Below are 24,964 nucleotides of genomic sequence, written 5' to 3'. Positions count from 1 at the left end.
GCCCGCCGGGTGCCGGAAACGGGCACGCGACGGGCCTTTCGTCGCTCCCGCGAGGTAAGTTGATCGCAGGCGATCGTGGAGGAGGCACCACCATGGCGACGCAAGAGGGTGGGCAGACCCAGTCCGGCAAGTCCCGCGAGGAGGTCGAGGAGGTCACCGCGGAGGCCAACCCCGAGGTGGCTGAGCGGCACGCCGAGATCACCGAGGACGTGGACGACCTGCTCGACGAGATCGACTCCGTCCTGGAGGAGAACGCCGAGGAGTTCGTCCGGGGATATGTACAAAAGGGCGGCCAGTAGGGCATGTGTCCGTTTCGTCCGGCAGGGCGAAGGGCAGGCCGTCAACCGCCGGCACCACGATGATCGCACCGGACGGGTGCGCGGGATAATCTGCTTCAACTGCAACGGTGGTCTTGGCCGGTCCCGGGACACTCCCGTGGGGCCGGCCGGGGCGATCACGTACCTGAGAGGAACCACGTGGCAGCGGGTTTTGATCCATCCGGGCGTCTTCCAGATGTGTTCACCAACGCGGGGACGTCCTCCTTCACAGCGTTCCTGAGCAAGGTGGCCCCCGAGATGCTGCCCGGCCGGCGGCCGCTGCCGCCCGGCATGGCCGCCGACATGGCGCCGCACGCGACCACGATCGTGGCCATCTCGGCCGCCGGTGGCGTGGTCATGGCCGGCGACCGGCGCGCCACGATGGGCAACCTGATCGCCCAGCGCGACATCGAGAAGGTGCACCCGGCCGACGCGTACTCGCTCGTCGGCATCGCGGGCACCGCCGGCATCGGCATCGAGCTGATGCGACTGTTCCAGGTGGAGCTGGAGCACTACGAGAAGATCGAGGGCGCGATGCTCTCGCTCGACGGCAAGGCCAACCGGCTGGCCTCGATGATCCGCGGCAACCTGGGCGCGGCCATGCAGGGCCTCGCCGTGATCCCGCTGTTCGCCGGCTTCGACCTGGCCGCGAGCGACCCGGCGCGGGCCGGGCGGATCTTCAGCTTCGACGTGACCGGCGGCCCGTACGAGGAGACCGGCTACGACGCCATCGGTTCCGGTTCGCTGTTCGCCAAGTCCGCGCTGAAGAAGCGGTTCCGGACCGGCCTGTCGGTCGAGGACGCGACGCGGCTCGCGGTCGAGGCGCTCTACGACGCGGCGGACGACGACACCGCCACCGGCGGCCCCGACCTGACCCGGCGGATCTACCCGGTCGTGATGACCGCCACCGCCGAGGGCACCCACCGGCTCACCGACGCCGAGACGGCGGCGATCGCGGAGAGCGTGGTGTCCGGCCGGATGGAGAACCCCGGCGGCTGAGGCCGCTCCCACCGTCCACCGAGTCAGCAGTCCCGCAGAAGGAGAACCGCCGCCGTGGCCATGCAGTTCTACGCCTCGCCCGAGCAGATCATGCGCGACCGCTCCGAGCTGGCCCGCAAGGGCATCGCCCGGGGCCGCAGCGCGGTGGTCCTGAGCTACGCGGGCGGGGTGCTCTTCGTCGCCGAGAACCTGTCCAGCACGCTGCACAAGGTCAGCGAGATCTACGACCGGATCGGCTTCGCCGCTGTCGGCCGGTACAACGAGTTCGAGAACCTGCGCCGCGCGGGCGTGCGGATGGCCGACCTCAACGGCCTCAGCTACGACCGGCGGGACGTGAACGGCCTGGCGCTGGCCAACGCGTACGCGCAGACGCTCGGCGCGATCTTCACGGAGCAGTCGAAGCCGTTCGAGGTGGAGATCTGCGTGGCCGAGGTGGGTGCCGCGCCCGAGGACGACTCCCTCTACCGGGTGACCTACGACGGCTCGGTGAACGACGAGCCGGGCCGGATGGCGATGGGCGGCCAGGCCGAGGCGATCACCGGGGTGCTGAAGAACGAGCACCGGCCGGAGATGTCGCTGTCGGAGGCGGTCCGCGCCGCCATGAAGGCGCTGAGCAGCGTCGGCGGCGAGGGCGGGGCGGCCCGCACCATCGCCGCGAACCAGCTGGAGGTGGCGGTCCTGGACCGGCGCCGGGTGGGGCGTACGTTCCGGCGGATCACCGGCGCGGCGCTGACCGCGCTGCTGGACGGCGAGGCGGAGGGGGACGTTCCCCCGGCGCCGGGCCGGGCTAAGACGCCGACCGTGCCCACGGAGGAGGCGAAGAAGCCGACCACGTCGGCGGGTTCGGCCGATCTGGAGGGCAACGCGGAGGACAAGCCCGCCGAGTGACGCGCGTTCACGGACCCCGCCGCCTCGCCGAGGTGGCGGGGTCTTTCGCGTACGGAGCCCGCCACCTCCCCGATCCGGTGGGGGAGATCGCAAGCGGCGAGCGTCGGCGCTGCCCATCGGAGGCTCCGGGCGGCTAGTGTCTCATCATGGAGCGGCGAATCTTCGGCCTCGAAACCGAGTACGGCGTCACCTGCACCTATCGCGGGCAACGCCGACTGTCCCCCGACGAGGTCGCGCGGTACCTGTTCCGGCGGGTGGTGTCGTGGGGCCGGTCGAGCAACGTGTTCCTGCGCAACGGTGCCCGCCTCTATCTGGACGTGGGCTCGCACCCGGAGTACGCGACCCCGGAGTGCGACTCGGTGACCGACCTGGTGGCACACGACCGGGCCGGTGAGCGGATCCTGGAGGGGCTGCTCGTCGACGCCGAGAAGCGGCTGCACGACGAGGGCATCGCGGGCGAGATCTACCTGTTCAAGAACAACACCGACTCGGCCGGCAACTCGTACGGCTGCCACGAGAACTACCTGGTGTCCCGGCACGGCGAGTTCGGCCGGCTCGCCGACGTGCTCATCCCGTTCCTGGTCACCCGCCAGTTGATCTGCGGCGCGGGCAAGGTGCTGCAGACGCCGCGCGGCGCGGTCTACTGCCTGTCCCAGCGGGCCGAGCACATCTGGGAGGGCGTCTCGTCGGCGACCACCCGCAGCCGGCCGATCATCAACACCCGCGACGAGCCGCACGCGGACGCCGAGCGCTACCGCCGGCTGCACGTGATCGTCGGCGACTCGAACATGAACGAGGTCACCACGCTGCTGAAGGTCGGCACGGCCGACATCGTGCTGCGGATGATCGAGGCCGGCGTGGTGATGCGCGACCTGACGCTGGAGAACCCGATCCGGGCCATCCGCGAGGTGTCGCACGACATCACCGGCCGGCGCAAGGTGCGGCTGGCCTCCGGCAAGGAGGTCTCGGCGCTGGAGATCCAGCAGGAATACCTGGCCAAGGCCACGGAGTTCGTGGAGCGCCGGGGCGGCGACCAGACCGCGAAGCGGGTGGTCGACCTGTGGGGCCGGGTCCTGCGCGCGGTCGAGACCGGCGACCTGGACCCGGTGGCCCGCGAGATCGACTGGGTCACGAAGCTGAAGCTGATCGAGCGTTACCAGCGCAAGCACGACCTGCCGCTGTCGCACCCGCGGGTGGCGCAGATGGACCTGGCCTACCACGACCTGCGGCGCGGGCGCGGCCTGTACGGGCTGCTGGAGCGCCGCCGCGAGGTGGACCGGGTGGCCACCGACCCGGAGATCTTCGAGGCGAAGGAGACGCCGCCGCAGACGACCCGGGCGCGGCTGCGCGGCGAGTTCATCCGCCACGCCCAGGAGAAGCGGCGTGACTTCACCGTGGACTGGGTGCACCTGAAGCTGAACGACCAGGCGCAGCGCACGGTGCTGTGCAAGGACCCGTTCCGGGCCTACGACGAGCGGGTGGAACGGCTGATCGCCAGCATGTGATCGTGCGGGCGGCCGGTGCCGGGCACCGGCCGCCCGTCCACGGGTACGCTGGCGTCGCGATGAACACTTCCGAATCCGCCGGTGGGTCCGGCCGCGAGACGTCCTCGGGCCGTGACGGCACCGAGAAGCTCAACTGGATCGACCGCCGGCGGGAGAAGATCCGCGCCGAGATCGAACGCAACAGGCGCGGCGACTACACGGTGCCGACCTGGGTGCTGGCCGCGGCGCTGGTGCTGATCGTGGGCGCCTGGCTCGGGCTGATCCTGTTCCTCGGCTGAGCGCCGCGCCGGTCAGCCCGGTCCGCGACGCAGGCCACGCGGCCCGGCAGCGGGCCGCGCCGGTCAGGTCAGCAGGCGGGCCGCGTGCCGGCCGGCGGCGGCCGCGGCCAGGAAGTACGCGTGGTCGGCGTCCAGGCCCCGGCCCATCGTGGACAGTCCGACCGGGGCGGCCCGCAGCGCCGCGTCGAGGCCGTCGGCGGGCACCGTGACGATCGTGTGCCGGTCGGCCAGCGGCGCGAGCGCCGCGGCGACCTCCGCCGCCAGTCCGGGGGGCAGGCCGTCCGGCACGACCAGCTCCGCGGGGGCCAGCGCGACCCGGCCGTACGCGGTCAGGCTGTGGTGGGAGACGCCACGGTGCCGGGGGCGGGCGTCGGCGTCGGAGATGCGCAGCGACCCGACCGGGCGCCCGCCCAGCGTGGCGACCGCGTTCACCGCCTCGCCGACGGCGACCCCGGAGAAGCCCCAGCGGGTGCCGGTGCCGAGGTTGCCCGGCCCCTGGGCGACGATCGTCAGGTCCGCGTCGAGCACGTGCCGCGCGGCGAGCAGACCGCTGTGCAGCGTGCTCGCCTCCAGGTCGCCACCGAACGCCTGGCCCACGCTCACCGTGCCCACGAGGTGCCCGGACAGCCCGGCCAGCGTGCGGGAGAACCAGGCCGGCAGCGCCCCGCCGTCGGTCAGCACGTACGCCACCCGGGCGCCGGGCGCGTCGGCGTGTACGCCGGCCAGGATCGCGGGCAGCGCGGAGTGCAGGTCGGCGGTGACCACCGGCATGCCGTCGACGGTGTCGGCGGCGGCCAGCCGGTCGTGGTGCGGCGACGCCTCCTCGTCCACGCCGAGCAGGATCGGTTGCAGCGGCGTGTAGCGGGCCTTGACCAGGTGCCCGGCGTCGCGGCTGTCGCCGGCCTGCGGCGGGTCCGGCGGCAGCCGGTCGGGCAGCGCCACGACCAGCGCGTACCCGCCGGTGCCGAGGCCCATCAGCAGCGCGCCGGCGTTGAGCAGCACCCGGTCGCCGGGCTCCGGCTCGCCGACCAGGGCCGGGTAGGCCAGGGCGCGCATCCGCGTGCCGTCGGGCAGGTCGACGTCCAGTTCGGCAGCGCCGGCCCACCGTCGCCGTACCGCCGTGACCGTGCCGGACCGCCATCGCACCATGCGGTGCACGCTATCGGCCGCCGCCGGGACGGCCCCCGGGCGGGTCAGGGGTTCCGGTCGTCGACCGGGCGGCCCGCCTCGTCCTGCGTGGTGCGGGCGGGCCGGCCGGGGGAGCGGGACCGGGTGGGGTCCAGGAAGACGTACGCGATCTCCGGGAAGTGCCCGGTGAGCCGGCGTTCGGCCTCGTCGGCGGCGGCCTCGATGTCGGCGCCGGTGGCGTCGTCGCGGAAGTCGACCTTGGCGGCGACGAGGATGTCGTCGGGGCCGAGGAACATGGTCATCAGCGTGTCGATCCGGTCCACCGTCGGCACGTCCGCCAGTTCCCGCTCGATGCGCCGGTGCAGCCGGTCGGACACGGAGCGGCCGACCAGCAGCGAGATGTTGCTGCGCGCCAGCACGGCGGCGACGACCAGCAGCAGCACGCCGATGAGGATCGAGGCGATCCCGTCGTACAGCTCGTCGCCGGTCAGGTGCGACAGGGTGAGCCCACCGGCGGCGATCAGCAGGCCGATCAGCGCGGCGCTGTCCTCCAGGAAGACCGCCTTGACCGTGGTGTCGGCGGTCAGGCGCAGGTAGCGGCGCGGGGTGGTGCCCCAGCGGCGCGACTCGCCGCGCACCTGCCGGACCGCCCGGGCCAGCGACACCGACTCGATCGCGAAGGAGACCGCCAGCACCACGTACGCGACGAGGTACTCGCCGCTGTGCTCGTGCACCAGGATGGTGGTCATGCCGTGCGTGATGGCGAAGCCCGCCCCGGCGACGAAGGTGAACAGCGCGGCGAGGAACGCCCAGACATAGCTCTCCTTGCCGTACCCGAAGGGGTGCCGGGTGTCGGCGGGCCGCGCGCCGCGGCGCAGCGCCAGGTAGAGCAGCACCTCGGTGGTGGTGTCGGCGAGCGAGTGGGCGGCCTCGGAGAGCATCGCCGCGGAACCCGAGATCAGGCCCGCGACCAGCTTCGCGACCGCGATGGCGAGGTTCGCCGCGCCGGCCACCACGACGGTGCCGACGCTCTCGCTCTTGACCTCCGGTTCCGCCATGCGATCACCCTATGACCGGTCGATGCCCGCCGCCGGGTGGGAAGACCCCCGCGCCGCGCCGCGCGGGTGCCCGCGCCGGACGCGCGGGCTGCTAGCGTTTGGACGTGTCCCGGACCCGTACCGAACGCCTGGTCAACCTGGTGATCTGCCTGCTGTCGACGCGACGCTTCCTGACCGCCGCGCAGATCGCCGCGACCGTGCCCGGCTACGAGCACGACCCGGACGACGCCAAGGACCACGAGGCGTTCCAGCGCAAGTTCGAGCGCGACAAGGCCGAGCTGCGTGAGCTGGGCGTGCCGCTGGAGACCGGCACGGCGAGTGTCTTCGACGCCGAGCCGGGCTACCGGATCGCGCCGCGCGCGTACGCGTTGCCCGACATCCCGCTCGAACCGGACGAGGCGGCCGCCGTGGGCATCGCCGCCCGGCTGTGGCAGCACGCCGGGCTGGCAGCCGCCGCGTCGTCGGGGCTGGCGAAGCTGCGCGCCGCCGGCATCGACGTCGACCCGCAGGCCACGTTGGGCCTGGAGCCGATGGTCACCGTCGACCCGGCGTTCGCGCCGCTCACCGCCGCCGCGCGGGACCGGCGCGAGGTCACCTTCGACTACCGCGTCCCGGACCGGGACGCGCCCACCCGCCGTCGGGTGCAGCCGTGGGGCGTGGTCTGCTGGCGCGGCCGGTGGTACGTCGTCGGCCACGACCTCGACCGCGATGCGACCCGCTGCTTCCGGTTGTCCCGGGTGGTCGGCACCGTCCGGGCGACCGGCGAGCCGGGCGCCTACGAGCCGCCCGCCGGCGTCGACCTGATCAGCCACGTGGCCCGCTGGTCCGGGCCGGTGGAGCGCACCGGCCGGGCCACGGTGCTGGCCACCCCCGGCCGCGCCGCCGGGCTGCGCCGCTGGGCGGTCGAGTGCCAGGCCGGCCCCGACGGGGACCGGCTGGTGCTGCCGTACGCCGACGCCGACTACCTGGCCGGCCAGATCGTCGGGTACGGCCCGGACGTCCGCGTGCTGGAGCCACCGGAGGTACGGGAGGCGGTCATCCAGCGGCTCAAGGAGGTCGCCGCCCGGCACGACGAGCTGGCCGTGACCGGGGGTGCCCGGTGACCCGCCCGGCGGCCCGCGCGGGCCGTGCCTCCGCCGACCGGCTGGCCCGGCTGCTCAACCTGGTGCCCTACCTGCTGGCCCGCCCCGGCATCGAGATCGCCGAGGCGGCGCACGACCTCGGGGTGACCGAGAAGCAGCTCCGGGAGGACCTGGAACTGCTCTGGGTGTGCGGGCTGCCCGGCTACGGTCCCGGTGACCTGATCGACATGGCGTTCGACGGTGACCGGGTGACGATCACCTACGACGCCGGGATCGACCGCCCGCTGCGGCTCACCCCGGACGAGGCCCTGGCGCTGGTGGTGGCGTTACGGATGATCGCCGAGACGCCAGGCGTGGCCAACCGGGAGGCGGTCGAGCGGGCCCTCGCCAAGATCGAGAACGCGGCCGGTGACCTGGCCGGCGCGCCGGTCGAGGTCCGCCTGCCCGGCGACTCCGCCCGGGTACGCGAGCTGCGCGCCGCCGTCGAGCGTGGCCGGGCGCTGCGGATCACCTACTACACCCCGGCCCGGGACGAGACCACCGAACGCACCATCGACCCGCTGCGGATGCTGATGGTCGGCGGCCGGGCGTACGTGGAGGCGTGGTGCCGCCGCGCCGAGGGGGTGCGGCTGTTCCGGGCCGACCGGATCGACGCGGTGACGGAGCTGCCGGAGCAGGCGGTGGTGCCGCCGCAGGCCCGCCCGCACGATCTCAGCGACGGCGTGTTCAGCCCGTCGGCCGACCTGCCGCTGATCACGCTGCGGATCGGCCGGGGCGAGCGGTGGATCACCGAATATTATCCGTGCGAGCGGGTCGAGGCCGACGGCGAGCAGTGGCTGGTGTCGTTGCGCGTCACCGACCTCGGGTGGGCCCGGCGGTTCGTGCTCGGGCTGGGCCCGGAGGTGACTGTGGTGGCCCCGGCCGAGCTGGCCGAGCAGGTCCGCGCCCAGGCCGTGGCCGCGCTCGACGCGTACGCCACCCCGGCCGGCAGCGCCGACCCGGCGGCCGTCGGCGGCACCCGATAGGCTGACCGCCGTGGTGACGTGGATCGTGCTCGGGGTCGTGGTGTTCGCGCTGGTCGTACTGGCCCTGGCGATCCGTCCGGTGGTGAGCCGCCTGCCCGGGCTGCGCCGTTCCGCGCTGGCGTTGCAGCGCCGGGCGGTCGAGGCCGAGTCGCTGCGTGCGGCCGCTGAGCAGTTGCAGGCGCGGGCCGAGTCGCTCCAGGAGCGGGCTGCTGTCGCGCAGGAGCGGATCACGTTGATCAAGGCCAAGCGCGGCGACTGATCGACGGCGGTCGGCCCGGTGAGCGTCGTCTGCGCGTTCCCGGGTGGTTACGCGCAGAAATGCGCGGACCTGGACGGTTGACGGGACACTTCGGGTTGGTCGAAACTTCACCGATCGGGCCCGCACCGGCAGGCCCGCGGGGGTGGCAAGCCGCTGCGACACACGTACGATGGGCGACGACCCACCCCTCACCGACACAGAGCGACTGGAGCTTCCCATGGGTGCCCTCAAGCCGTGGCACATCGCCGTACTCGTGGTCGTGCTGATCCTGCTGTTCGGCGCGAAGCGGCTCCCCGACGCGGCCCGCTCGCTGGGCCGCTCGCTGCGGATCATCAAGGCCGAGACCAAGAGCCTGCACGACGACGACCGCGATCTCGCCGAGAAGGCCGACGCGCAGGCCGGCTACCAGCCGCTCCAGCCGCAGCAGCCGGTGCAGGGGCAGCCGTACGTCCAGGGCCAGCAGCAGTACGCCCAGCAGCCGTACGCGCCGCAGCCGCAGCAGCCCGTGGCCCCGCCGGCCGACCCGGTGCAGCGCGTCCGCGAGAACTGATCCGAGAGGGCCTCAATCACCGTGGCCTTCGGGTTGAAGAAGCGTGGCCCGAGCAACTTCGCGCGGGCCGCCGACGGCTCGATGACGCTCATGGAGCACATCCGTGAGCTGCGTAACCGGCTGTTCCGGGCGTCGCTGGCGATCCTGGTCGGCTTCGGCTTCGGCATCTGGCTGGCCACGCCGGTCCGGGTGTTGCTGTCGAAGCCCTACTGCGACCTGCCGCAGTCGATCGATCCGGAAACCGGCAAGTGCCTGTTCGTGCAGCTCGGCGTCGCCGACGTCTTCCTGCTGAATCTGAAGATCGGTCTCTGGGTGGGCCTGATCATCGCGGCGCCGGTCTGGCTCTACCAGCTCTGGGCGTTCATCGCGCCCGGCCTGCACCGGCACGAGCGGCGGTACGCGTACGTCTTCACCGCCCTGGCGGCCCCGCTGTTCGCGGCCGGCGCGGTGCTGGCGTTCTTCGTCACCACCAAGGGGCTGGAGTTCCTGCTCAACGTCTCCGGCGACGACATCACGACCAACCTCGAGGTGACCCGCTACATCTCGTTCGTCACGAACCTGATCCTGCTGTTCGGGGTGGCGTTCGAGTTCCCGCTGATCGTGCTGATGCTCAACTTCGTCGGCCTGGCCAGCGCCAAGCGGCTGCTGAGCTGGTGGCGGGTGGCGGTGTTCGTGTTCTTCGCGTTCGCCGCTGTGGTCACGCCGACGCCCGACCCGTTCGGCATGACCGCGCTGGCGATCTGCCTCTGCGCGCTCTACTTCGCCGCGGTGGGGGTGGCGTTCCTCAACGACAGGCGGCGCGGTCGCGGGCGTCAGGCCTACGCCGGCATCGCCGACGACGAGGTGTCACCGCTGGACCTGTCGGACGAGCCGGTGCCCGCCGGTGGCCGGATCGAGGCGTCCGAGCCGATCGGCGTACCCGAGCCGATCGTCGCCCCGAAGCCGATCGAACGCCGCTACGACGACATGACCTGACCGATCCTGCTCACCTCGGGACGCCGTCCCCGCTCCACGGGGACGGCGTCCGCGTCTCCGCCCTCGCCGCCCTTCCGAGGACGCCGACACCCCGCCCCGCGCCGATCTTGGGCTTGGCGCCCCTCGGATGCCGGAAATCCGCACTTTGCCCGGGCCGAAACTGCAAGATCGCCGGGGCGCGGGCCGGGGCCGGGGCCGGTCAGGTTAGGCGGTGGGCTGTTTCGGGGCGGGGTGGGGGGACGGCGTCGGGGTGCAGGATCGCGGCTATCGTCTCGGCGCCGTCGACCAGGCGCGGGCCGGCGCGCACGATCAGACCGTCCGCGTCCAGCGCCCACACCTGCGCGTCCGGGAAGTGCCCGGCCACCGCGGCGGCCTGCTCGGCCGCGCCGTCGAGGCGGAACCCGCACGGCGCGACCAGCACCACCTCGGGGCGGGCGGCCCGCAGGGCCTCCCAGGTGGTCGGCGCGGACCGGGCGCCCCGGTGGGTGGCGACCGGCTCGCCGCCGGCGACGTCGACCAGGTCCGGGATCCAGTGCCCGGCGCCGAACGGCGGGTCCACCCATTCGACCACCGCGACCCGCCGCCGGGGCCGGCCCGCCACCGCCGCGCCGACCGCCGCGAGCCGGGCACGCAGGCCGTCGACCAGGGCCTCCGCGCGATCCGGCACCCGGGCCGCCGCGCCCACCGCGCGGATCGACTCCAGCACGTCGTCGAGGGTGTACGGGTCGAGCGACAGCACGTCGGCCCGGCACCCCAGGTGCTCCACGGCGTCGGCGACCCGGCCCGAGGGGAGCGCGCAGACGCGGCACAGGTCCTGGGTGAGGATCAGGTCCGGGTCCAGCCCGGCGAGCGCGCCGGCGTGCAGCGTGTAGAGGTCGGCACCGGCCGCTACCTGCGCCCGGACGTACGCGTCGATGTCGCCGGGACTCATGCCCCGGGTGTCCCGGCCGCCGACGACCACAGTGGTGCCCGACCGGTACGACGCGGGCACCTCGCACTCGAACGTGACGCCGACCAGGTCGTCACCGAGGCCGAGCGCGTACACGATCTCGGTGGCGGAGGGGAGCAGGGAGACCAGCCGCATGCCCGCCATCATGCCCCGCGGACGGACCGCCCCGGCCCGGGGCCGGTCCGGTGCGGACATCGGGCCGCCCTCGGGCCTTGCCGGGACGCCGTACCCGCTTAGACTCTGCTGACTCCGCCGAGCCCCCCGGGCGGTGTGCCGGGGTGCGTCGGCGCCCCGTTCCGGTCAGCCCGTCTGACCTGCGCTCCGGAGAACCCGATGAAGAGCCGTACCGCCGCCGTCCTGACCGTCCTCTGCGCGGCCACCGCGCTCACCGCCTGCGGTGACGACGAGCCCGCGCCGAAAGGCCAGCAGGTGCCGGTGACCGCCACCGACACCAGCTGCGAGGTCACCACCACGCTGTTCACGCCGGGCACCGTCACGTTCACAGTGACCAACCGGGGTCAGCAGGCCACCGGGGTCTACGTCTACGGCCGGGAGGGTGACGCCTTCACCAAGGTGATCGCCGAGGTCGCGGACGTGCCGGCGGGCCGCACCGGCGACCTGCGCGCGTCGCTGCAGACCGGCACGTACGAGGTGGCCTGCAAGCCGGGCCGGCAGGGCGACGGCGTGCGGACCCGGATCACCGTCTCCGACGACGGCAATCTCGCCAGCGCCGCGGCCGAGGTGGCCTACGACCGGTCGGTGACGATCGAGCTGACCGACGACGCGATGAACGGCGTGGACGCGCTGATCGCCGAGCCCGGCGAGAAGCTCGCGTTCAAGGTGACGAACAAGACCGCCGGGGCCCGGACGCTGTACGTGCTCAACCCCGAGGGCAAGCGGGTCGCCGAGATGAAGGCCGAGGCCAACGGCACCGCCGAGACCGTGGTGACGCTGGGCGCGGCGGGGGACTGGTCGCTGAAGGTCAAGGGCGACGGCGTGCCGTCGGTGAGCAAGCCGCTGGTGGTCCGCTGAGGCGCAGCAGCGTCGATCCGAAGTCGGTCGATCCGGGTGCATCCACCGGGGACGGTCGGGGCGAAGCAATGGTCGTGACGACAGTCACGGACCTGGTCGCTTCGACGAAAGGCTCCCCGATGAACATCGCTCGTCTCGCCGCCCGGCTGGCCGTGGCCACCACCGCCGCGGCGGTGGCCACCACCGCCGTCGCCGTGCCCGCCCAGGCCGGCGCCAAGCAGCCGGGTACGCGGTCGCTGGCGGCAGTGCTCACCGCCGACAAGAGCGGCTTCGACCGCAACTCGCGGGACTTCGACGTCCTCACGAAGGCGGTCCTGACGGTGTTGCAGGCCAAGCCGGACTCGCCGGTGAAGGTGCTCACCGACGGCACCGTCGCGCTGACCGCGTTCGTGCCGAACGACTACGCGTTCCGCGAGCTGGTGCGGGACATCACCGCCGCGAGGAAGCTGCCCGGCGAGAAGGCCGCGTTCGACGCGGTCGCCGGCCTGGGCGTGGACACCGTGGAGGACGTCCTGCTCTACCACGTCGTGCCCGGCGCGACGATCGACCGGAAGGCGGCGCTGAAGGCCGACGGCGCGGACCTGACCACCGCGCTCGGCGCCACCGTCGAGGTGGACGTGAAGCGCTGCTGGTACGGCCGCGATGTGCGCCTGGTCGACGCCGACACCAGCGACCGCAACGCGCGGGTGGTTCGGTACGACATCAACAAGGGCAACAAGCAGATCGCGCACGCGGTGGACCGGGTGCTGCGCCCGATCGACCTGCCCTGACCCACCCCCGCCACGGCGCCCGGCACCCCCTGCCGGGCGCCGTCGGCGTGCGCCGGACATTCGCCGCCTGACCTGCCTCTGGTGGGCGGCGCGAGCCGTGCCGTACGGTGCTCGCCGTGACCGCGCACGATCATGTCCCGTCCGGCCCCGTCGCCGTGCTCGCCAACCCGACAGCGGGCCGGGGGCGGCACCGCGGACTGCTGCCCGGGATCCTGGAGCGCCTCGCCGCGGCGGGCCGCCCGGTCGAGCTGCTGCGCGCGCGTACCCCCGAGGAGGCGGAGGCGGCGTGCCACGCCGCGGTCACCGGCGGCGCCGGGGCACTCGTGGCGGTGGGCGGCGACGGCACGATGCACCGCGCGTTGCAGGCGGTCGCCGGCACCGACGTGCCGTTCGGGCCGGTACCGGCGGGCACCGGCAACGACTTCGCGGTGGACACCGGCTTCCCGGCCGACCCGACGGCCGCCGTCGAGGTGATCACCGCGGCGCTCGCCGCCGGCCGCGCCCGGCCGGTCGACCTGGCGCGGCTGTCCCGGCCCGGGGAGGCCGACCGCTGGTTCGGCGCGGTGCTCGCGGCCGGCTTCGACGCGATCGTCAACGAACGCGCCAACCGGATGCGCTGGCCGCGCGGCCCCCGCCGGTACGACCTGGCGATAGTGGTGGAGCTGGCCCGGCTGCGGCCACGCCGCTACCGGCTGGTCCTCGACGGGGTGGCGCAGGAGGTGGACGCGGTGCTGGTCGCGGTCGGCAACACGGCCAGCTACGGCGGCGGCATGCGGATCTGCCCGGACGCCGACCCGCACGACGGCCTGCTGGACGTGGTGGTCGGCGGGCGCTTCGACAGGCGCACGCTGATGCGGGTCAAGCCGCAGATCTACCGGGGCACCCACGTCACGCACCCGTTGGCGCGCGTCTACCGGGCGCGGACGGTGGAGCTGTCCGCCGAGGGCATCACCACGTACGCCGACGGGGAACGCTCCCTCGACCTGCCGGTGACCGTCACCGCCGTGCCGGCGGCGCTGCGGCTGCTGCGCTGACCCCCGCCAGGTCCGCGGCACCCGGCGGGCCGGGAACGGCCGGCGGCGCGGGCGAAGGGGGAGGCGCGGCAGGAGGCGGCGCGGCGGCGCGGACCGCACCGGCGCTCGCGGCCACCACGAGCGCGATGGCGAGCACCTCGACCGGGCGCAACGCCTGGCCGAGCACCAGCCAGCCGGCCACCGCGGCGATCGCCGGGCCGAGACTCATCATCACCGCGAACGTCGCGGTCGGCAGCCGCCGCAGCGCGGCCAGTTCCAGGCTGTACGGCAGCACCGAGGCGAGCAGCGCCAGCCCGGTACCGAGCCCCAGCACCACCGGGTCGGCGAGGCGACCGCCGCCGTCGGCCAGCCCGAACGGCAGGGTGAGCAGCGCCGCGACGGTCAGGGCGAGGGCCAGCCCGTCGGCGCCGGGGAACCGTGCGCCGATCCGCGCCGAGCAGACGATGTACGCGGCCCACATGGCGCCCGCCGTCAGCGCCAGCGCGGCGCCGGCCGGGTCGAGCCGGTCGAACCCGCCCTGCCCGAGCAGGACCACACCGGCCAGCGCCAGCGCGGCCCAGCACCAGGCGGCCACCCGGCGCGCGGCGATCACCGACAGCGCCAGCGGGCCGAGCACCTCCAGGGTGACGGCCGGGCCGAGCGGGATCCGCTCGATCGCCTGGTAGAAGATCGAGTTCATGCCGGCCAGGGCCAGCCCGAACGCCAGTACCGCCGCCCAGTCGCGGCGCCCGTACCCGCGTACCCGCGGCCGGCAGAACACGAGCATCAGCAGCGCGCCGATGGTCAGTCGCAGCGTCACCGCCCCGGCCACCCCGGTACGCGGGAACAGCAGCGCGGCCAGCGCGGAGCCGAACTGCACCGACAGCGCCCCGCCGAGCACCAGCGCGACCCCGCCGAGCCGTCCCGGCGCACGCGGCGGCAAGGGGTGGGCACCGGTCATGCCCCTGACGGTATCCGGTGCGCCGCGACGGGTTCGCGCCGCTGGGGGTGTGCGCTCAGGCGGCCCCGGCCAGGTCGAGCACCGCGCCGAGCCCGTTCGGGCGGCCGGCGTCGGCGCAGGGCAGCACCAGCACCCCGCACCCGGCCGCCACGGCACCCGCGTCGGCCGGCGTGTCGCCCACCATGAGCGTGCGCTCCGGGTCGACGCCGAGCATCCCGCAGGCCCGCAGGAAGATGCCCGGGTCCGGCTTGCAGCGCCCCACCTCGTACGACAGCGCGTACGCGTCGACGAGCGCGTCGAAGTCCCAGGCGGCGAACAGCGGCCGCAGGTCGAAGCCGATGTTGCTGACCACCGCCACCTTCACCCCGGCGGAGCGCAGCGCTCCCAGCACGGGGGCGGTGTCCGGGTACGGCACCCAGCCCTCGGGCACCAGCACCCGCTCGTAGAGCGCGTCGGCGAACCCGTCGATGCCGGTGTCCACCGTCTCGGCCAGCCCGGTGTACGCGCCCCGGTGCGCGTGCGGGTAGAGATCACGGTCGGCCCACAGCTCGGCCAGCCGGGGCGGCACCCGTGCCGGCAGCGGGCCGCCGGCACGCCCGGCGGTGAGCAGCCGGTCGGCCAGCGAGGTGGCCCGGATCCGGTCCAGCTCGACGCCGCAGGCGGACGCGGCGGCGAGCACCCAGGCCAGCGGCTCCTCCACCTGGGCGAGGGTGCCGTGGAAGTCGAAGAGCACCGCCTCCACCGGCCGGCGGGACGGGCCCGGGCGGACGGCGTCGTCGGCGCCGCTCGAGACGTGGGGCAGTTCGGTACGGTCCGGCACGTCGTGCACCCTACCGACCGCTCCGACCGTCCTGCCGGATGGCCTTGACCGGTACTCCTCGGCGGCACCGATTAATCTTGGATCCATGTCGAGCCCCGCCGAGCGGTACGCCGCGGCGCGCCGCCGGGCCGCGCAGGCCTCCGCCTTCCCGGCCCTGGACGAATTCTCGCTGGATCTCGGGTTCGATCTCGACGACTTCCAGCGCGAGGCGTGCGAGGCGCTGGAGCGGGGCAGCGGCGTGCTGGTCTGCGCTCCCACCGGCGCCGGCAAGACCGTGGTGGGTGAGTTCGCGGTGCACCTGGCGCTGCGCGGCCGGCCCGGCGGCGACGCGTCCGCGACCCGGCGCAAGTGCTTCTACACCACGCCGATCAAGGCGCTGTCCAACCAGAAGTACCACGACCTGGTGGACCGCTACGGCGCCGAGCACGTCGGCCTGCTCACCGGCGACAACGCGATCAACGGCGACGCGCCGGTGGTGGTGATGACCACCGAGGTGCTGCGCAACATGCTCTACGCCGGCTCGGCCACGCTGGAGGGCCTGGCGTACGTGGTGATGGACGAGGTCCACTACCTGGCCGACCGGTTCCGCGGCGGGGTCTGGGAAGAGGTGATCATCCACCTGCCCGAGTCGGTCACGCTCGTGTCGCTGTCGGCCACCGTGTCCAACGCCGAGGAGTTCGCCGACTGGCTGGTCACCGTGCGCGGCGAGACCGCGGTGGTGGTCTCCGAGCACCGGCCGGTGCCGCTGTGGCAGCACATGCTCGTCGGCAAGCGGATGTTCGACCTGTTCCACGACGCCGACGCGGCCCGCAAGCACGACGTGCACCCCGAGCTGCTGCGCTACACCCGGGACACGATGCGCCGGCTGGAGCTGGGCGAGGGCCGCAGCGCCGGTCCCGGCGGCGGGCGGCGCGGCCCCCGCTGGCGCGGTCCGATGCGCCCGGACATCGTCGACCGGCTCGACCGGGAGGGACTGCTCCCGGCGATCCTGTTCATCTTCAGCCGGGCCGGCTGCGACGCCGCCGTGCAGCAGTGCCTCGCGGCCGGGCTGCGCCTCACCTCCCCGGAGGAACGCGCCGAGATCCGCCGGGTGGTGGAGTCCCGGGTCACCGCCATCCCCGGCGAGGACCTGTCGGTGCTCGGCTACTGGGAGTGGCTCGACGGCCTGGAGCGCGGCCTGGCCGCCCACCACGCCGGCATGCTCCCCGCCTTCAAGGAGGTCGTCGAGGAGCTGTTCGTGCGCGGACTGGTCAAGGCCGTCTTCGCCACCGAGACGCTCGCGCTGGGCATCAACATGCCGGCCCGCTGCGTGGTGCTGGAACGCCTGGTCAAGTTCAACGGCGAGGCCCACGTCGACCTCACCCCCGGCGAGTACACCCAGCTCACCGGCCGGGCCGGCCGCCGGGGCATCGACGTGGAGGGCCACGCGGTGGTGGTCTGGTCGCCGGAGACCGACCCCCGGCACGTCGCCGGGCTCGCCTCCACCCGCACCTACCCGCTGCGTTCCAGCTTCCGGCCGTCGTACAACATGGCCGTCAACCTGGTCGGCAGCGTCGGCGCGGCGCCGGCCCGGGAACTGCTGGAGTCCTCGTTCGCGCAGTTCCAGGCCGACCGGTCGGTGGTCGGCCTGGCCCGCCAGGTGCAGCGCAACACCGAGACCATCGACGCGTACGGCGCGGAGGCCGCCTGCCACCACGGCGACTTCGACGAGTACTTCGCGCTGCGGGTGGCCATCGCCGACCGGGAACGCGCCATCGCCCGGCAGGGGCAGACCCAGCGCAAGGCGGCGGCCGTCGCCTCGCTGGAGCGGCTGCGGGTCGGTGACGTGATCCGGGTGCCGTCCGGTCGGCGGGCCGGACTGGCGGTGGTGCTGGACCCGGCCACCGGCGGGTTCGGCGAGCCCCGGCCGCTGGTCCTCACCCAGGACCGCTGGGCCGGACGGGTCACCCCCGGCGACTTCACCACCCCGGCCGAGGTACTCACCCGCATCCGGGTGCCGAAGCACTTCAACCACCGATCGCCCGCGGCCCGGCGGGATCTGGCCGCCGCGGTCAGCGGCACCGGCCTGGACCGGCACGGCGGCCGGCGGGGCGGCCGGTCCCGTCAGGCGGCGGGGGAGGACCACCGGCTCAGCCAGCTCCGCGTCGAGCTGCGCGCCCACCCGTGTCACGCCTGCCCGGACCGGGAGGAGCACGCCCGCTGGGCGGAGCGGCGGCGCCGGCTGGAACGCGACACCGAGGAGCTGCGTGAGCGGGTGTCCGGGCGGACCGGCTCGCTGGCCCGTACCTTCGACCGGATCGTGGCGTTGCTGACGGCGCGCGGCTACCTGGCCGCCGACGGCGAGGTCACCGACGCCGGACGGATGCTGGCCCGGATCTGGACCGAGGCGGACCTGCTGGTGGCCGAGTGCCTGCGCCGCCGGGTGTGGGACGGCCTGTCCCCGGCCGAGCTGGCCGCCGCCGTGTCGGTGGTGGTGTTCGAGGCCCGGCGGGACGTCGACGAGCGGGCGTCGCTGCCGCGCGGCGCGGTGGCCGACGCGGTCGACGAGACGCTGAAGCTGTGGGGCGACATCGAGGCGGACGAGGCGGCGCGCGGCCTGGCCGTGACCCGGGAACCGGATCTCGGCTTCGCCTGGCCGATCTACCGGTGGGCGCGCGGCGAGGCGCTGGCGAAGGTGCTGGCCAGCGGCCACCAGATCGACGGGGAGATGCCGGCCGGCGACTTCGTCCGCTGGGCGCGTCAGGTGGTCGACCTGCTCGGGCAGGTCGCCGACTCGGGCGGCGCCTCGGCCGAGCTGCGTTCTACCGCCCGGCAGGCCATCGCGGCGGTCAACCGTGGCGTGCTGGCCTACCACGCCTCCGCCTGACGGTCACTTTCGGTCAGCGATTGCCGGAAATCGACGCATCGCTGTGTCACGGCGGCACCACCCCGCGAATTGTCGGGGGGTCGATGCACGCCCTGGTCAGGGCCTATCCCATCATTGCCCCGGGCGCCGTGGGTCGCGCTGAGCCGAGGGTGAGGGAAGGGCGTCGTGGGCGAGATCAATCACTTCGAGTACGGATGGATCACACCCGCGCTCAGCTACGCGTTGTCGGTGCTCGGCTCGGCACTCGGGCTGGTCTGCGCCGGGCGGATCCGGACCGCCACGAGCGCCGGCCAGCGGGCCTGGTGGGGCCTGCTCGCCGCCTGGGCGCTGGGCGGCACCGCCATCTGGGCCATGCACTTCATGGCGATGCTCGGGTTCGCCGTCGGCGGCACCCGGATCCGCTACGACGTGCCGCTGACGGCCGCCAGCACGGCGATCGCGGTGGCGGCGGTCGGCATCGGGCTGGCGATCGTGGGCACCGGCCGGCTCGCCGCGCCCCGGCTGATCGCCGGCGGGTTCTTCACCGGCGCCGGGGTGGCCGCCATGCACTACACCGGCATGGCCGCCATGCGCCTGGACGGCTCGCTCGGCTACGACCCGCTGCGGGTGACCCTGTCCGTGGTCATCGCGATCGTGGCCGCCACGGTGGCGCTCTGGCTGGCGATGACCGTCCGCCGGGGGATCGCCATCGCCGCGTCGGCGCTGGTCATGGGCATCGCGGTCAACGGTATGCACTTCACCGGCATGAGCGCGCTGTCGGTGCACCTGCACGAGAGCCGCGGTCCGGCCTCCGGCACCGAGGTGAGCGGGCTGCTGGTGCCGATCGTGCTGGCGGTGGTCTTCGGCGTGGTCGGGCTCGTCTACGCGCTGCTCGCCGCGCCGTCCGACGACGACCGGGCCGGGGCCGCGTACGTCAGCGCGCGGCTCGACGAGGGGCCGCAGACCGTGGCCGCCGAACCCGCGCCGGACCCGGTCGGCCTGCGGGCCCGGTCGACGCTGGCGCAGCCCGGCGCGCAGTTCCCGTCCCGGCGGAGCACCGACCGCCCATCGTGATCAACTGATCACGATCGGTCGCCGGCCAGCGCGTCGACGAGGCGGCGGCACGAGCCGGCCAGGTTCCAGCGCTGCGCCAGCTCCAGCAGCCGGTCCGGGTCGGCGGGGGACGTGGGCAGTGCCGGGTCCAGCTCGGGCAGCGGCACGTCGGTGGCGACCCGGACCACCTTCGGCGCCACGGCCAGGTAGTCGCGGGCGGCGTCGAGCTTCGCCCGCAGCCCGGGCGCGAAACCGGAGCGGGGGTCGTCGAGCGCGGCCAGGATGCCGTCCAGCCCGCCGTAGCGGTCTATCAGCCGGGCGGCGGTCTTCTCGCCCACCCCGGCCACGCCGGGCAGCCCGTCGCTGGGGTCGCCGCGCAGCGCCGCGAAGTCGGCGTACCGGTCGGCGGGCACGCCGTAGCGGGTGCGGACCGCCGCGTCGTCGCAGTCGTCCAGCTTGGCCACGCCCCGGCCGACGTAGAGCAGGCGTACCGGGTGGGCGTCGTCGACGAGCTGGAACAGGTCGCGGTCGCCGGAGACCACCTCGACCGGGCCCGGCTGGGTCACCGAGAGCGTGCCGAGCACGTCGTCGGCCTCGTAGCCGTCGGCGCCCACGGCCGGGATGCCGAGCGCGTCCAGCACCTCCAGGATCATCGGCACCTGCGGGGAGAGCGTGTCCGGCACGACCTCGCCGCCCTCGGGCGCGACCCGGTGCGCCTTGTACGACGGCAGCAGCTCCACCCGCCACGCCGGCCGCCAGTCGTGGTCGAGCGCGCAGATCATCCGGTCGGGCCGGCGGGTGCGCACGAGCTGGGCGAGCATGTCGAGGAAGCCGCGGACGGCGTTGACCGGCTGGCCGTCGTCGGTCTTCGCGGCCGACTCGGGAATGCCGAAGTAGGCGCGGAAGTAGAGGCTGGGGGAGTCGATCAGGAGGATCGGCTGTCGTTGTGCCACGCGGACAAGCCTTCCACAGCCCTGTGACGACATGGGGGAGGCGACCGCCGGGCCGGAAACCCGGGCGCGCGCGGGGCGCGGCATGAGCAGACTGGCGGGGTGAGCTTCGTACCCGGCCTGACCCTGGCCCGCCGGTTCCACGACGAGGTGGTGGGTCCGCTGCTGGCGCGGCGGCTGCCCGGCCTGCCGTACTCCGCCGGTCTGCTCGACGGCGGCTCCGAGCTGCTCGGCCTCGACACGCCGCGCTCCACCGACCACGACTGGGGTCCGCGTACCCAGCTCTTCGTGGCGGCCGCGCACGACGTCGCGCCGGTCCGGGCGGCGCTGGACGCGGAGTTGCCGGCGCGGTTCCTCGGCTGGCCGACCCGCTACGCGGGCGGGCCGGAGGCGCGCCTCGGCACGGTCCGCGCCGACGGCGACCGGCACGGCGTGACGGTGGACGAACTCGGCGGATGGCTGCGGGAGCGGCTCGGCGCCGACCCGCGCACCGGACTGACGGCGGCGGACTGGCTGGCGACGCCGACGCAGCGGCTGGCCGAGCTGACCGGGGGAGCGGTGTTCCACGACGGGCTCGACGGCGCGCTCACCGACGTCCGCGCCCGGCTGGCCTGGTATCCGGACGACGTGTGGCGGTACGTGCTCGCCTCCGGGTGGCAGCGGGTCGCGCAGGCCGAGCACCTGGCCGGCCGCTGCGCCGAGGTCGGCGACGATCTGGGCAGCCGGGTCGTGGTCGCCGGACTGGCCCGGGACCTGATGCGCCTCGGCATGCTGCTGCACCGGCGCTGGCCCCCGTACGCGAAATGGCTCGGCACGGTGTTCGCGACGCTGCCGGACGCGGCGCCGGTGGTGGACGGGCTCGCCGCCGCGCTCGGCCCGGGCGACTGGGCGGCCCGGGAGCCCGGCCTGGTCCGGGCGCTGGAGACGGTCGCCGGCTGGACCAACGACGCCGCGCCGGCGCCGCCGGTGGACCCGGCCGCCCGGCCGTTCCACGACCGGCCGTTCCTGGTGCTGCACGCCTGCCGGTTCGTCGAGACGCTGCGCGCCGCGATCACCGACCCGCAGCTGCGCGACCGGCCGCCGGTCGGCGCGGTGGACCAGTACGTGGACAGCGTGGACGTGCTGACCCACGCGGACCGTGCCCGCCGGGTGGCCGCGGCGGTTGTCGGCTCGCCGACCGGGGCCTAGACTTCGATTCGAGTCGCATCGATCCGCGACTGTCTATCTCGTCTCCGAGGGTCCGGGCCGCCCGTCGCAGGCGCCTCGCCGGCGAGAACGCCGCGCCACGCGGCGTTCCCACCATCCGAGGAGAACCATGCTGTCCAGAAGGAGCAGACTCCGGCTGCTCGGCGCGGCGCTGGCCGCGGCCGGGCTCGCCGTCGGGGCGGCGCTCGCCGTCCCCGGGCCGGCCTCGGCCGCCGCGCTGACCGAGGTGACGAACTTCGGCACCAACCCGAGCAACCTGCGGATGTACCTGTACGTCCCGGACACCGTCGCGGCCCGTCCCGGCCTGCTCGTGGTGAACCACTACTGCACCGGCAGCGGCCCGGCCATGTACTCCGGCACCCAGTTCGCGGCGCTCGCCGACCGGTACGGCTACATCGTGGTCTACCCGTCGGTGACGCGCAGCAGCAAGTGCTTCGACGTCTCCTCGCCCCAAGCGCTGCGCCGCGACGGCGGCAGCGACCCGGTGGGCATCAAGTCGATGGTTGACTACGTGCGGCAGCGCTACCCGGTCGACTCGCAGCGGATCTTCACCACCGGCACCTCGTCCGGCGCGATGATGACGAACGTGCTGCTCGGCGACTACCCGGACGTGTTCCGCGCCGGTGCCGCCTTCGCCGGTGTGCCGTTCGGCTGCTTCGCCACCACCAACGGCTCGGAGTGGAACAGCGAGTGCGCCAACGGCCAGGTGCTGAAGACCCCGCAGCAGTGGGGTGACCTGGTGCGCAACGCCTACCCCGGCTACACCGGCCCGCGCCCGCGGATGCAGATCTGGCACGGCACCAACGACGAGACGCTGCGCTACCCGAACTTCGGCGAGCAGATCGACCAGTGGACGAACGTGAACGGGCTGAGCCAGACGCCGGCGTACACGGACAGCCCGCAGGCCGGCTACACGCGTACCCGCTACGGCGGCACCGGCGGCACCGCGACCGTCGAGGCGATCAGCATGCAGGGGGTCACGCACAACCTGCCGGTGGACGCGGCGCAGGCCGTCCGCTTCTTCGGCCTGGACTCCACCGCGCCGCCGACCACCGCGCCGCCGACCACCGCGCCGCCCGCCACGCCTCCGCCGACCACGCCCCCGCCCACGACGCCGCCCCCCACCACGGCGCGGCCGACCACGCCGCCGCCGTCGGGCGCCTGCCGGGTCGGGTACGTGGTGAACGCCTGGAACAACGGCCTGACCGCCGCCGTGACGATCACCAACACGTCCACCACGGCGATCAACGGCTGGAACCTCGCGTTCACACTGCCGGGCGGTCAGACGATCACCGGAGGCTGGAACGCCACGTACAGCCCGTCCAGCGGCGCGGTGACCGCCCGCAACGTGTCCTACAACGCGTCGATCCCGCCGGGCGGCTCGGTGGACATCGGCTTCCAGGCCACCCACACCGGCAACACCGGCAGGCCCGCCTCGTTCACGCTCAACGGGAGCACCTGCACGGCCGCCTGAGCGGGGCCGCAGCGGCATCCCGGCCGCGCCCGTCCCGACCGGGGCGGGCGCGGCCGGGCATGACCGCACCGGCGGCGGGTACCCGTGCCGGACGGACACCGGCGGGAACCGAAGGAGCGGATATGAAGGTCCGAAGCTCCCTGCGCGCGCTCAAGCGCAAGGCCGGCTCGATCGTGGTCCGGCGCCGGGGCAAGCTGTTCGTGCTCAACAAGGCCGACCGGCGGCAGAAGGCCCGGCAGGGCTGAGCCCGATGGCCGACATCCTGATCACCGGGGCCGGCAGCGGGCTCGGCCGGGGCACCGCGCTCGGGCTGGCCCGCGAGGGCCACCACGTGGTCGCCGCCGCGCAGGTCTGGCCGCAGGTCCGCGAGCTGCGGGCCGACGCCGAGCGGGCGGGCGTAGCGCTGGACGCGATCAAGCTGGACGTCACCGACCCGGCCGACCGGGCCGCCGCGGCCCGGCACCGGGTGGACGTACTGGTGCTCAACGCGGGCGTGCAGGAGGCCGGCGCTCTGGTGGAGATCCCGATGGAGCGGGTCCGCCGGTCGTTCGAGGTGAACGTGTTCGGCCACCTGCACCTGGCGCAGGCACTGGTGCCGCCGATGCTGGCCCGGGGCGCGGGGAAGGTGGTCTGGGTGTCCTCCGCGGTGGGCGTGCGGACCCGGCCCTTCATCGGCGTCTACGCCGCCACAAAACACGCGATCGAGGCGCTGGCCTGGGCCATGAAGGGCGAGCTGGAACCACGCGGGGTTCGCGTCGCGGTGATCAACCCCGGCCCGTACCGGACCGGGTACAACGACACCGGCGTGGAGACCATGTCCCAGTGGTGGGACGAGTCCGCCGCCCTGCTGCCCCGGCCCGACTTCGGCGACTACCTCGGCCACCAGCGCGATCCGCAGGAGATGATCGACGAGATGGTCCGGGTGGTGCCGGCCGGGGAGCACCCGTACCGCACCGCGTATCCGCCGTCGCTGCGCGACCAGCTCAGGGAGTTCGAGTCGCAGGTGTGGGACGCGACGTCGTGACGGCGGCGGCCGGTACGGCGTCCACCTCGGAGCGCCCCGCCAGGCGGGCGACGGCGGAGGCGGCCAGCGGGCGGTAGATCCGCACCGAGTCGGCGAGCGCGGAGAAGTGCGATCCCGAGTTGTCGCCGTGGTAGTGGGTGGCGATGTCCACCTGCTCGACCGGCACCCCGGCGCGGACCAGCCGCAGCAGCACCGCCATCTCGTACTCGAAGCGGTCACCCGGGACGGTGGTGAGCCAGCCGAGCAGGGCGGCCGGGTAGGCGCGCAGCCCGGTCTGGGTGTCGCGCACGTCGAGGCCGGTCGCCAGCCGGAACGCCATCCGGGTCGCCGCGTTGCCGAACCGGCTGCGCGCCGGGACCTCACCGTCGAAGCGGCGTACGCCGAGCGTCGGCGCCCCGGTGACGCGCATCCGTTCCGCCACGCCGCACACGTCGGTCACGCCGTGCTGGCCGTCGGCGTCCACACACACCACGTCGCGTCCGGGACGGTGCGCCGAGGCGTACCGGAAGCCGGTGCGCAGCACCACGCCCTTGCCCCGGTTGACCCGGCGGCGCAGCACCGTCGCCCCCTCGGCGCGGGCCGCGCCGAGCACCCCGGCGGCGGCCGGGCCGCTGCCGTCGTCGACGACGAGCACGTCCGCGCCGGGCAGCGCCGCCCGCAGGTCACCGACCAGCGGCGGAAGCCGGTCACCGGGCCGGTACACCGGCACGAGCACGATCACGGAACCTCCCGGGTGGACTCGCCCGCCGGCACGGCCCGCCGGGTCGATCGAGGACCGTCGTACCCCGCGCCCACTCCGGCGA

General features: G+C 74.1%; 27 protein-coding genes. 20 read left to right on the top strand and 7 right to left on the bottom strand.

Annotated elements, in window-relative coordinates; genetic code table 11:
- Positions 1-92 precede the first annotated feature (92 nt).
- The 6 genes from M8C11_RS25315 (at position 93) to M8C11_RS25295 (ending at position 3,987) form a co-directional block, all read left to right on the top strand.
- On the top strand, positions 93-299 hold the full coding sequence (locus tag M8C11_RS25315) for a ubiquitin-like protein Pup (protein WP_013286106.1): 207 nt from the start codon (positions 93-95) through the stop codon (positions 297-299).
- Positions 277-558 (top strand): endonuclease domain-containing protein, encoded by a 282-nt coding sequence (locus M8C11_RS30750; protein WP_374669106.1) that lies wholly within the window; start codon positions 277-279, stop codon positions 556-558. Before M8C11_RS25315 ends, M8C11_RS30750 begins: the two co-directional genes overlap by 23 nt.
- Entirely contained in the window at positions 477-1,316 is an 840-nt protein-coding gene (gene prcB / locus M8C11_RS25310) for a proteasome subunit beta (protein WP_199733259.1), read from the top strand. Before M8C11_RS30750 ends, prcB begins: the two co-directional genes overlap by 82 nt.
- 54 nt (positions 1,317-1,370) lie before the next feature.
- Complete coding sequence (prcA, locus tag M8C11_RS25305) at positions 1,371-2,204, top strand: proteasome subunit alpha (protein WP_252453766.1); 834 nt, start codon at positions 1,371-1,373, stop codon at positions 2,202-2,204.
- 146 nt (positions 2,205-2,350) lie between these two features.
- Positions 2,351-3,709, top strand: coding sequence for a Pup--protein ligase (pafA, locus tag M8C11_RS25300; protein WP_013286109.1), 1,359 nt, complete (start codon positions 2,351-2,353; stop codon positions 3,707-3,709).
- 59 nt (positions 3,710-3,768) lie between these two features.
- Positions 3,769-3,987: a hypothetical protein gene (locus M8C11_RS25295; RefSeq protein WP_252453763.1), complete on the top strand. Its 219-nt coding sequence runs from the start codon at positions 3,769-3,771 to the stop codon at positions 3,985-3,987.
- Positions 3,988-4,050: 63 nt separating this feature from the next.
- Here the strand turns inward: M8C11_RS25295 and M8C11_RS25290 are convergent, their stop codons facing one another.
- The gene (locus M8C11_RS25290; RefSeq protein WP_252453760.1) at positions 4,051-5,136 is read right to left on the bottom strand and encodes a DUF3866 family protein; all 1,086 of its coding nucleotides are present in this window, start codon (positions 5,134-5,136) and stop codon (positions 4,051-4,053) included.
- A gap of 44 nt (positions 5,137-5,180) precedes the next feature.
- Positions 5,181-6,173: a cation diffusion facilitator family transporter gene (locus tag M8C11_RS25285; RefSeq protein ID WP_252453758.1), complete on the bottom strand. Its 993-nt coding sequence runs from the start codon at positions 6,171-6,173 to the stop codon at positions 5,181-5,183.
- Between the two features lie 104 nt (positions 6,174-6,277).
- On the opposite strand from M8C11_RS25285, the gene M8C11_RS25280 reads away from it, so the two are divergent.
- The 5 genes from M8C11_RS25280 to tatC all read left to right on the top strand — a co-directional run bounded on the left by M8C11_RS25280 (position 6,278) and on the right by tatC (position 10,064).
- Positions 6,278-7,276 carry a YafY family protein gene (locus M8C11_RS25280; RefSeq protein ID WP_121682912.1) on the top strand — a complete coding sequence of 333 codons (999 nt, stop codon included), beginning with the start codon at positions 6,278-6,280 and terminating at the stop codon, positions 7,274-7,276.
- Positions 7,273-8,280, top strand: a complete 1,008-nt coding sequence (locus tag M8C11_RS25275) for a YafY family protein (RefSeq protein ID WP_120570074.1) — start codon at positions 7,273-7,275, stop codon at positions 8,278-8,280. Before M8C11_RS25280 ends, M8C11_RS25275 begins: the two co-directional genes overlap by 4 nt.
- Positions 8,281-8,290: 10 nt before the next feature.
- Positions 8,291-8,539, top strand: coding sequence for a hypothetical protein (locus tag M8C11_RS25270; protein ID WP_120570073.1), 249 nt, complete (start codon positions 8,291-8,293; stop codon positions 8,537-8,539).
- Positions 8,540-8,756: 217 nt separating this feature from the next.
- A complete protein-coding gene (gene tatA / locus M8C11_RS25265; RefSeq protein ID WP_120570072.1) occupies positions 8,757-9,089 on the top strand; it encodes a Sec-independent protein translocase subunit TatA in 333 nt (110 codons plus the stop codon).
- Positions 9,090-9,110: 21 nt separating this feature from the next.
- On the top strand, positions 9,111-10,064 hold the full coding sequence (gene tatC / locus M8C11_RS25260; RefSeq protein ID WP_252453756.1) for a twin-arginine translocase subunit TatC: 954 nt from the start codon (positions 9,111-9,113) through the stop codon (positions 10,062-10,064).
- Positions 10,065-10,263: 199 nt separating this feature from the next.
- On the opposite strand, the gene M8C11_RS25255 is transcribed toward tatC, so the two are convergent.
- Complete coding sequence (locus M8C11_RS25255; protein ID WP_252453754.1) at positions 10,264-11,208, bottom strand: ABC transporter substrate-binding protein; 945 nt, start codon at positions 11,206-11,208, stop codon at positions 10,264-10,266.
- A 138-nt stretch (positions 11,209-11,346) separates the two neighbouring features.
- Between M8C11_RS25255 and M8C11_RS25250 the strand changes: the two genes are divergently transcribed.
- The 3 genes from M8C11_RS25250 to M8C11_RS25240 all read left to right on the top strand — a co-directional run bounded on the left by M8C11_RS25250 (position 11,347) and on the right by M8C11_RS25240 (position 13,849).
- Positions 11,347-12,045, top strand: a complete 699-nt coding sequence (locus M8C11_RS25250) for a hypothetical protein (protein WP_120570070.1) — start codon at positions 11,347-11,349, stop codon at positions 12,043-12,045.
- 119 nt (positions 12,046-12,164) lie between these two features.
- Positions 12,165-12,815, top strand: a complete 651-nt coding sequence (locus M8C11_RS25245; RefSeq protein ID WP_374669100.1) for a fasciclin domain-containing protein — start codon at positions 12,165-12,167, stop codon at positions 12,813-12,815.
- 107 nt (positions 12,816-12,922) lie between these two features.
- A complete protein-coding gene (locus M8C11_RS25240) occupies positions 12,923-13,849 on the top strand; it encodes a diacylglycerol kinase family protein (RefSeq protein ID WP_252453752.1) in 927 nt (308 codons plus the stop codon).
- On the opposite strand, the gene M8C11_RS25235 is transcribed toward M8C11_RS25240, so the two are convergent.
- Both M8C11_RS25235 and M8C11_RS25230 read right to left on the bottom strand, forming a co-directional pair.
- Positions 13,812-14,789 carry a DMT family transporter gene (locus M8C11_RS25235; RefSeq protein WP_252453750.1) on the bottom strand — a complete coding sequence of 326 codons (978 nt, stop codon included), beginning with the start codon at positions 14,787-14,789 and terminating at the stop codon, positions 13,812-13,814. The two genes, M8C11_RS25240 and M8C11_RS25235, sit on opposite strands and share 38 nt — an antisense overlap.
- 55 nt (positions 14,790-14,844) lie before the next feature.
- Positions 14,845-15,609, bottom strand: a complete 765-nt coding sequence (locus M8C11_RS25230; protein ID WP_091428207.1) for an HAD family hydrolase — start codon at positions 15,607-15,609, stop codon at positions 14,845-14,847.
- A gap of 85 nt (positions 15,610-15,694) precedes the next feature.
- On the opposite strand from M8C11_RS25230, the gene M8C11_RS25225 reads away from it, so the two are divergent.
- Positions 15,695-18,475: an RNA helicase gene (locus M8C11_RS25225; RefSeq protein WP_091428119.1), complete on the top strand. Its 2,781-nt coding sequence runs from the start codon at positions 15,695-15,697 to the stop codon at positions 18,473-18,475.
- Between the two features lie 165 nt (positions 18,476-18,640).
- A complete protein-coding gene (locus M8C11_RS25220) occupies positions 18,641-19,528 on the top strand; it encodes an MHYT domain-containing protein (protein WP_091428121.1) in 888 nt (295 codons plus the stop codon).
- A gap of 8 nt (positions 19,529-19,536) precedes the next feature.
- Here M8C11_RS25220 and M8C11_RS25215 read toward each other — a convergent pair whose 3' ends face one another.
- The gene (locus M8C11_RS25215) at positions 19,537-20,493 is read right to left on the bottom strand and encodes a 5'-3' exonuclease (RefSeq protein ID WP_252453748.1); all 957 of its coding nucleotides are present in this window, start codon (positions 20,491-20,493) and stop codon (positions 19,537-19,539) included.
- A gap of 66 nt (positions 20,494-20,559) precedes the next feature.
- Here M8C11_RS25215 and M8C11_RS25210 point away from each other — a divergent pair, with 66 nt between their 5' ends.
- From M8C11_RS25210 to M8C11_RS25195, 4 genes are all read left to right on the top strand, one after another.
- Complete coding sequence (locus M8C11_RS25210; protein ID WP_252453746.1) at positions 20,560-21,645, top strand: DUF4037 domain-containing protein; 1,086 nt, start codon at positions 20,560-20,562, stop codon at positions 21,643-21,645.
- Positions 21,646-21,772: 127 nt separating this feature from the next.
- On the top strand, positions 21,773-23,137 hold the full coding sequence (locus M8C11_RS25205; RefSeq protein WP_252453744.1) for a PHB depolymerase family esterase: 1,365 nt from the start codon (positions 21,773-21,775) through the stop codon (positions 23,135-23,137).
- Between the two features lie 122 nt (positions 23,138-23,259).
- Positions 23,260-23,382 (top strand): ribosomal protein bL36, encoded by a 123-nt coding sequence (locus M8C11_RS25200; RefSeq protein ID WP_091428126.1) that lies wholly within the window; start codon positions 23,260-23,262, stop codon positions 23,380-23,382.
- 5 nt (positions 23,383-23,387) lie between these two features.
- The gene (locus M8C11_RS25195) at positions 23,388-24,161 is read left to right on the top strand and encodes an SDR family oxidoreductase (RefSeq protein WP_252453740.1); all 774 of its coding nucleotides are present in this window, start codon (positions 23,388-23,390) and stop codon (positions 24,159-24,161) included.
- Here M8C11_RS25195 and M8C11_RS25190 read toward each other — a convergent pair.
- Positions 24,121-24,882, bottom strand: coding sequence for a glycosyltransferase family 2 protein (locus M8C11_RS25190; protein ID WP_252453738.1), 762 nt, complete (start codon positions 24,880-24,882; stop codon positions 24,121-24,123). The genes M8C11_RS25195 and M8C11_RS25190 overlap by 41 nt on opposite strands.
- Positions 24,883-24,964 lie beyond the last annotated feature (82 nt).

It is taken from the genome of Micromonospora sp. CPM1 (genome assembly GCF_023896895.1).
GTDB classification, from domain to species: domain Bacteria; phylum Actinomycetota; class Actinomycetes; order Mycobacteriales; family Micromonosporaceae; genus Micromonospora; species Micromonospora tulbaghiae.
The sequence above is the reverse complement of the archived record's forward strand: the minus strand, read 5'-3'. Positions and strand labels throughout refer to the sequence as shown.

What these genes read in the sequence shown, in the direction of transcription:
- M8C11_RS25315 (WP_013286106.1), top strand. Translation starts at nt 93, where the DNA reads ATGGCGACGCAAGAGGGTGGGCAGACCCAGTCCGGCAAGTCCCGCGAG.
- M8C11_RS30750 (WP_374669106.1), top strand. Translation starts at nt 277, where the DNA reads ATGTACAAAAGGGCGGCCAGTAGGGCATGTGTCCGTTTCGTCCGGCAG.
- pafA (WP_013286109.1), top strand. Translation starts at nt 2,351, where the DNA reads ATGGAGCGGCGAATCTTCGGCCTCGAAACCGAGTACGGCGTCACCTGC.
- M8C11_RS25295 (WP_252453763.1), top strand. Translation starts at nt 3,769, where the DNA reads ATGAACACTTCCGAATCCGCCGGTGGGTCCGGCCGCGAGACGTCCTCG.
- M8C11_RS25290 (WP_252453760.1), bottom strand. Translation starts at nt 5,136, where the DNA reads ATGGTGCGATGGCGGTCCGGCACGGTCACGGCGGTACGGCGACGGTGG.
- M8C11_RS25285 (WP_252453758.1), bottom strand. Translation starts at nt 6,173, where the DNA reads ATGGCGGAACCGGAGGTCAAGAGCGAGAGCGTCGGCACCGTCGTGGTG.
- tatA (WP_120570072.1), top strand. Translation starts at nt 8,757, where the DNA reads ATGGGTGCCCTCAAGCCGTGGCACATCGCCGTACTCGTGGTCGTGCTG.
- M8C11_RS25255 (WP_252453754.1), bottom strand. Translation starts at nt 11,208, where the DNA reads ATGTCCGCACCGGACCGGCCCCGGGCCGGGGCGGTCCGTCCGCGGGGC.
- M8C11_RS25250 (WP_120570070.1), top strand. Translation starts at nt 11,347, where the DNA reads ATGAAGAGCCGTACCGCCGCCGTCCTGACCGTCCTCTGCGCGGCCACC.
- M8C11_RS25245 (WP_374669100.1), top strand. Translation starts at nt 12,165, where the DNA reads ATGAACATCGCTCGTCTCGCCGCCCGGCTGGCCGTGGCCACCACCGCC.
- M8C11_RS25235 (WP_252453750.1), bottom strand. Translation starts at nt 14,789, where the DNA reads ATGACCGGTGCCCACCCCTTGCCGCCGCGTGCGCCGGGACGGCTCGGC.
- M8C11_RS25225 (WP_091428119.1), top strand. Translation starts at nt 15,695, where the DNA reads ATGTCGAGCCCCGCCGAGCGGTACGCCGCGGCGCGCCGCCGGGCCGCG.
- M8C11_RS25215 (WP_252453748.1), bottom strand. Translation starts at nt 20,493, where the DNA reads ATGTCGTCACAGGGCTGTGGAAGGCTTGTCCGCGTGGCACAACGACAG.
- M8C11_RS25205 (WP_252453744.1), top strand. Translation starts at nt 21,773, where the DNA reads ATGCTGTCCAGAAGGAGCAGACTCCGGCTGCTCGGCGCGGCGCTGGCC.
- M8C11_RS25200 (WP_091428126.1), top strand. Translation starts at nt 23,260, where the DNA reads ATGAAGGTCCGAAGCTCCCTGCGCGCGCTCAAGCGCAAGGCCGGCTCG.
- M8C11_RS25195 (WP_252453740.1), top strand. Translation starts at nt 23,388, where the DNA reads ATGGCCGACATCCTGATCACCGGGGCCGGCAGCGGGCTCGGCCGGGGC.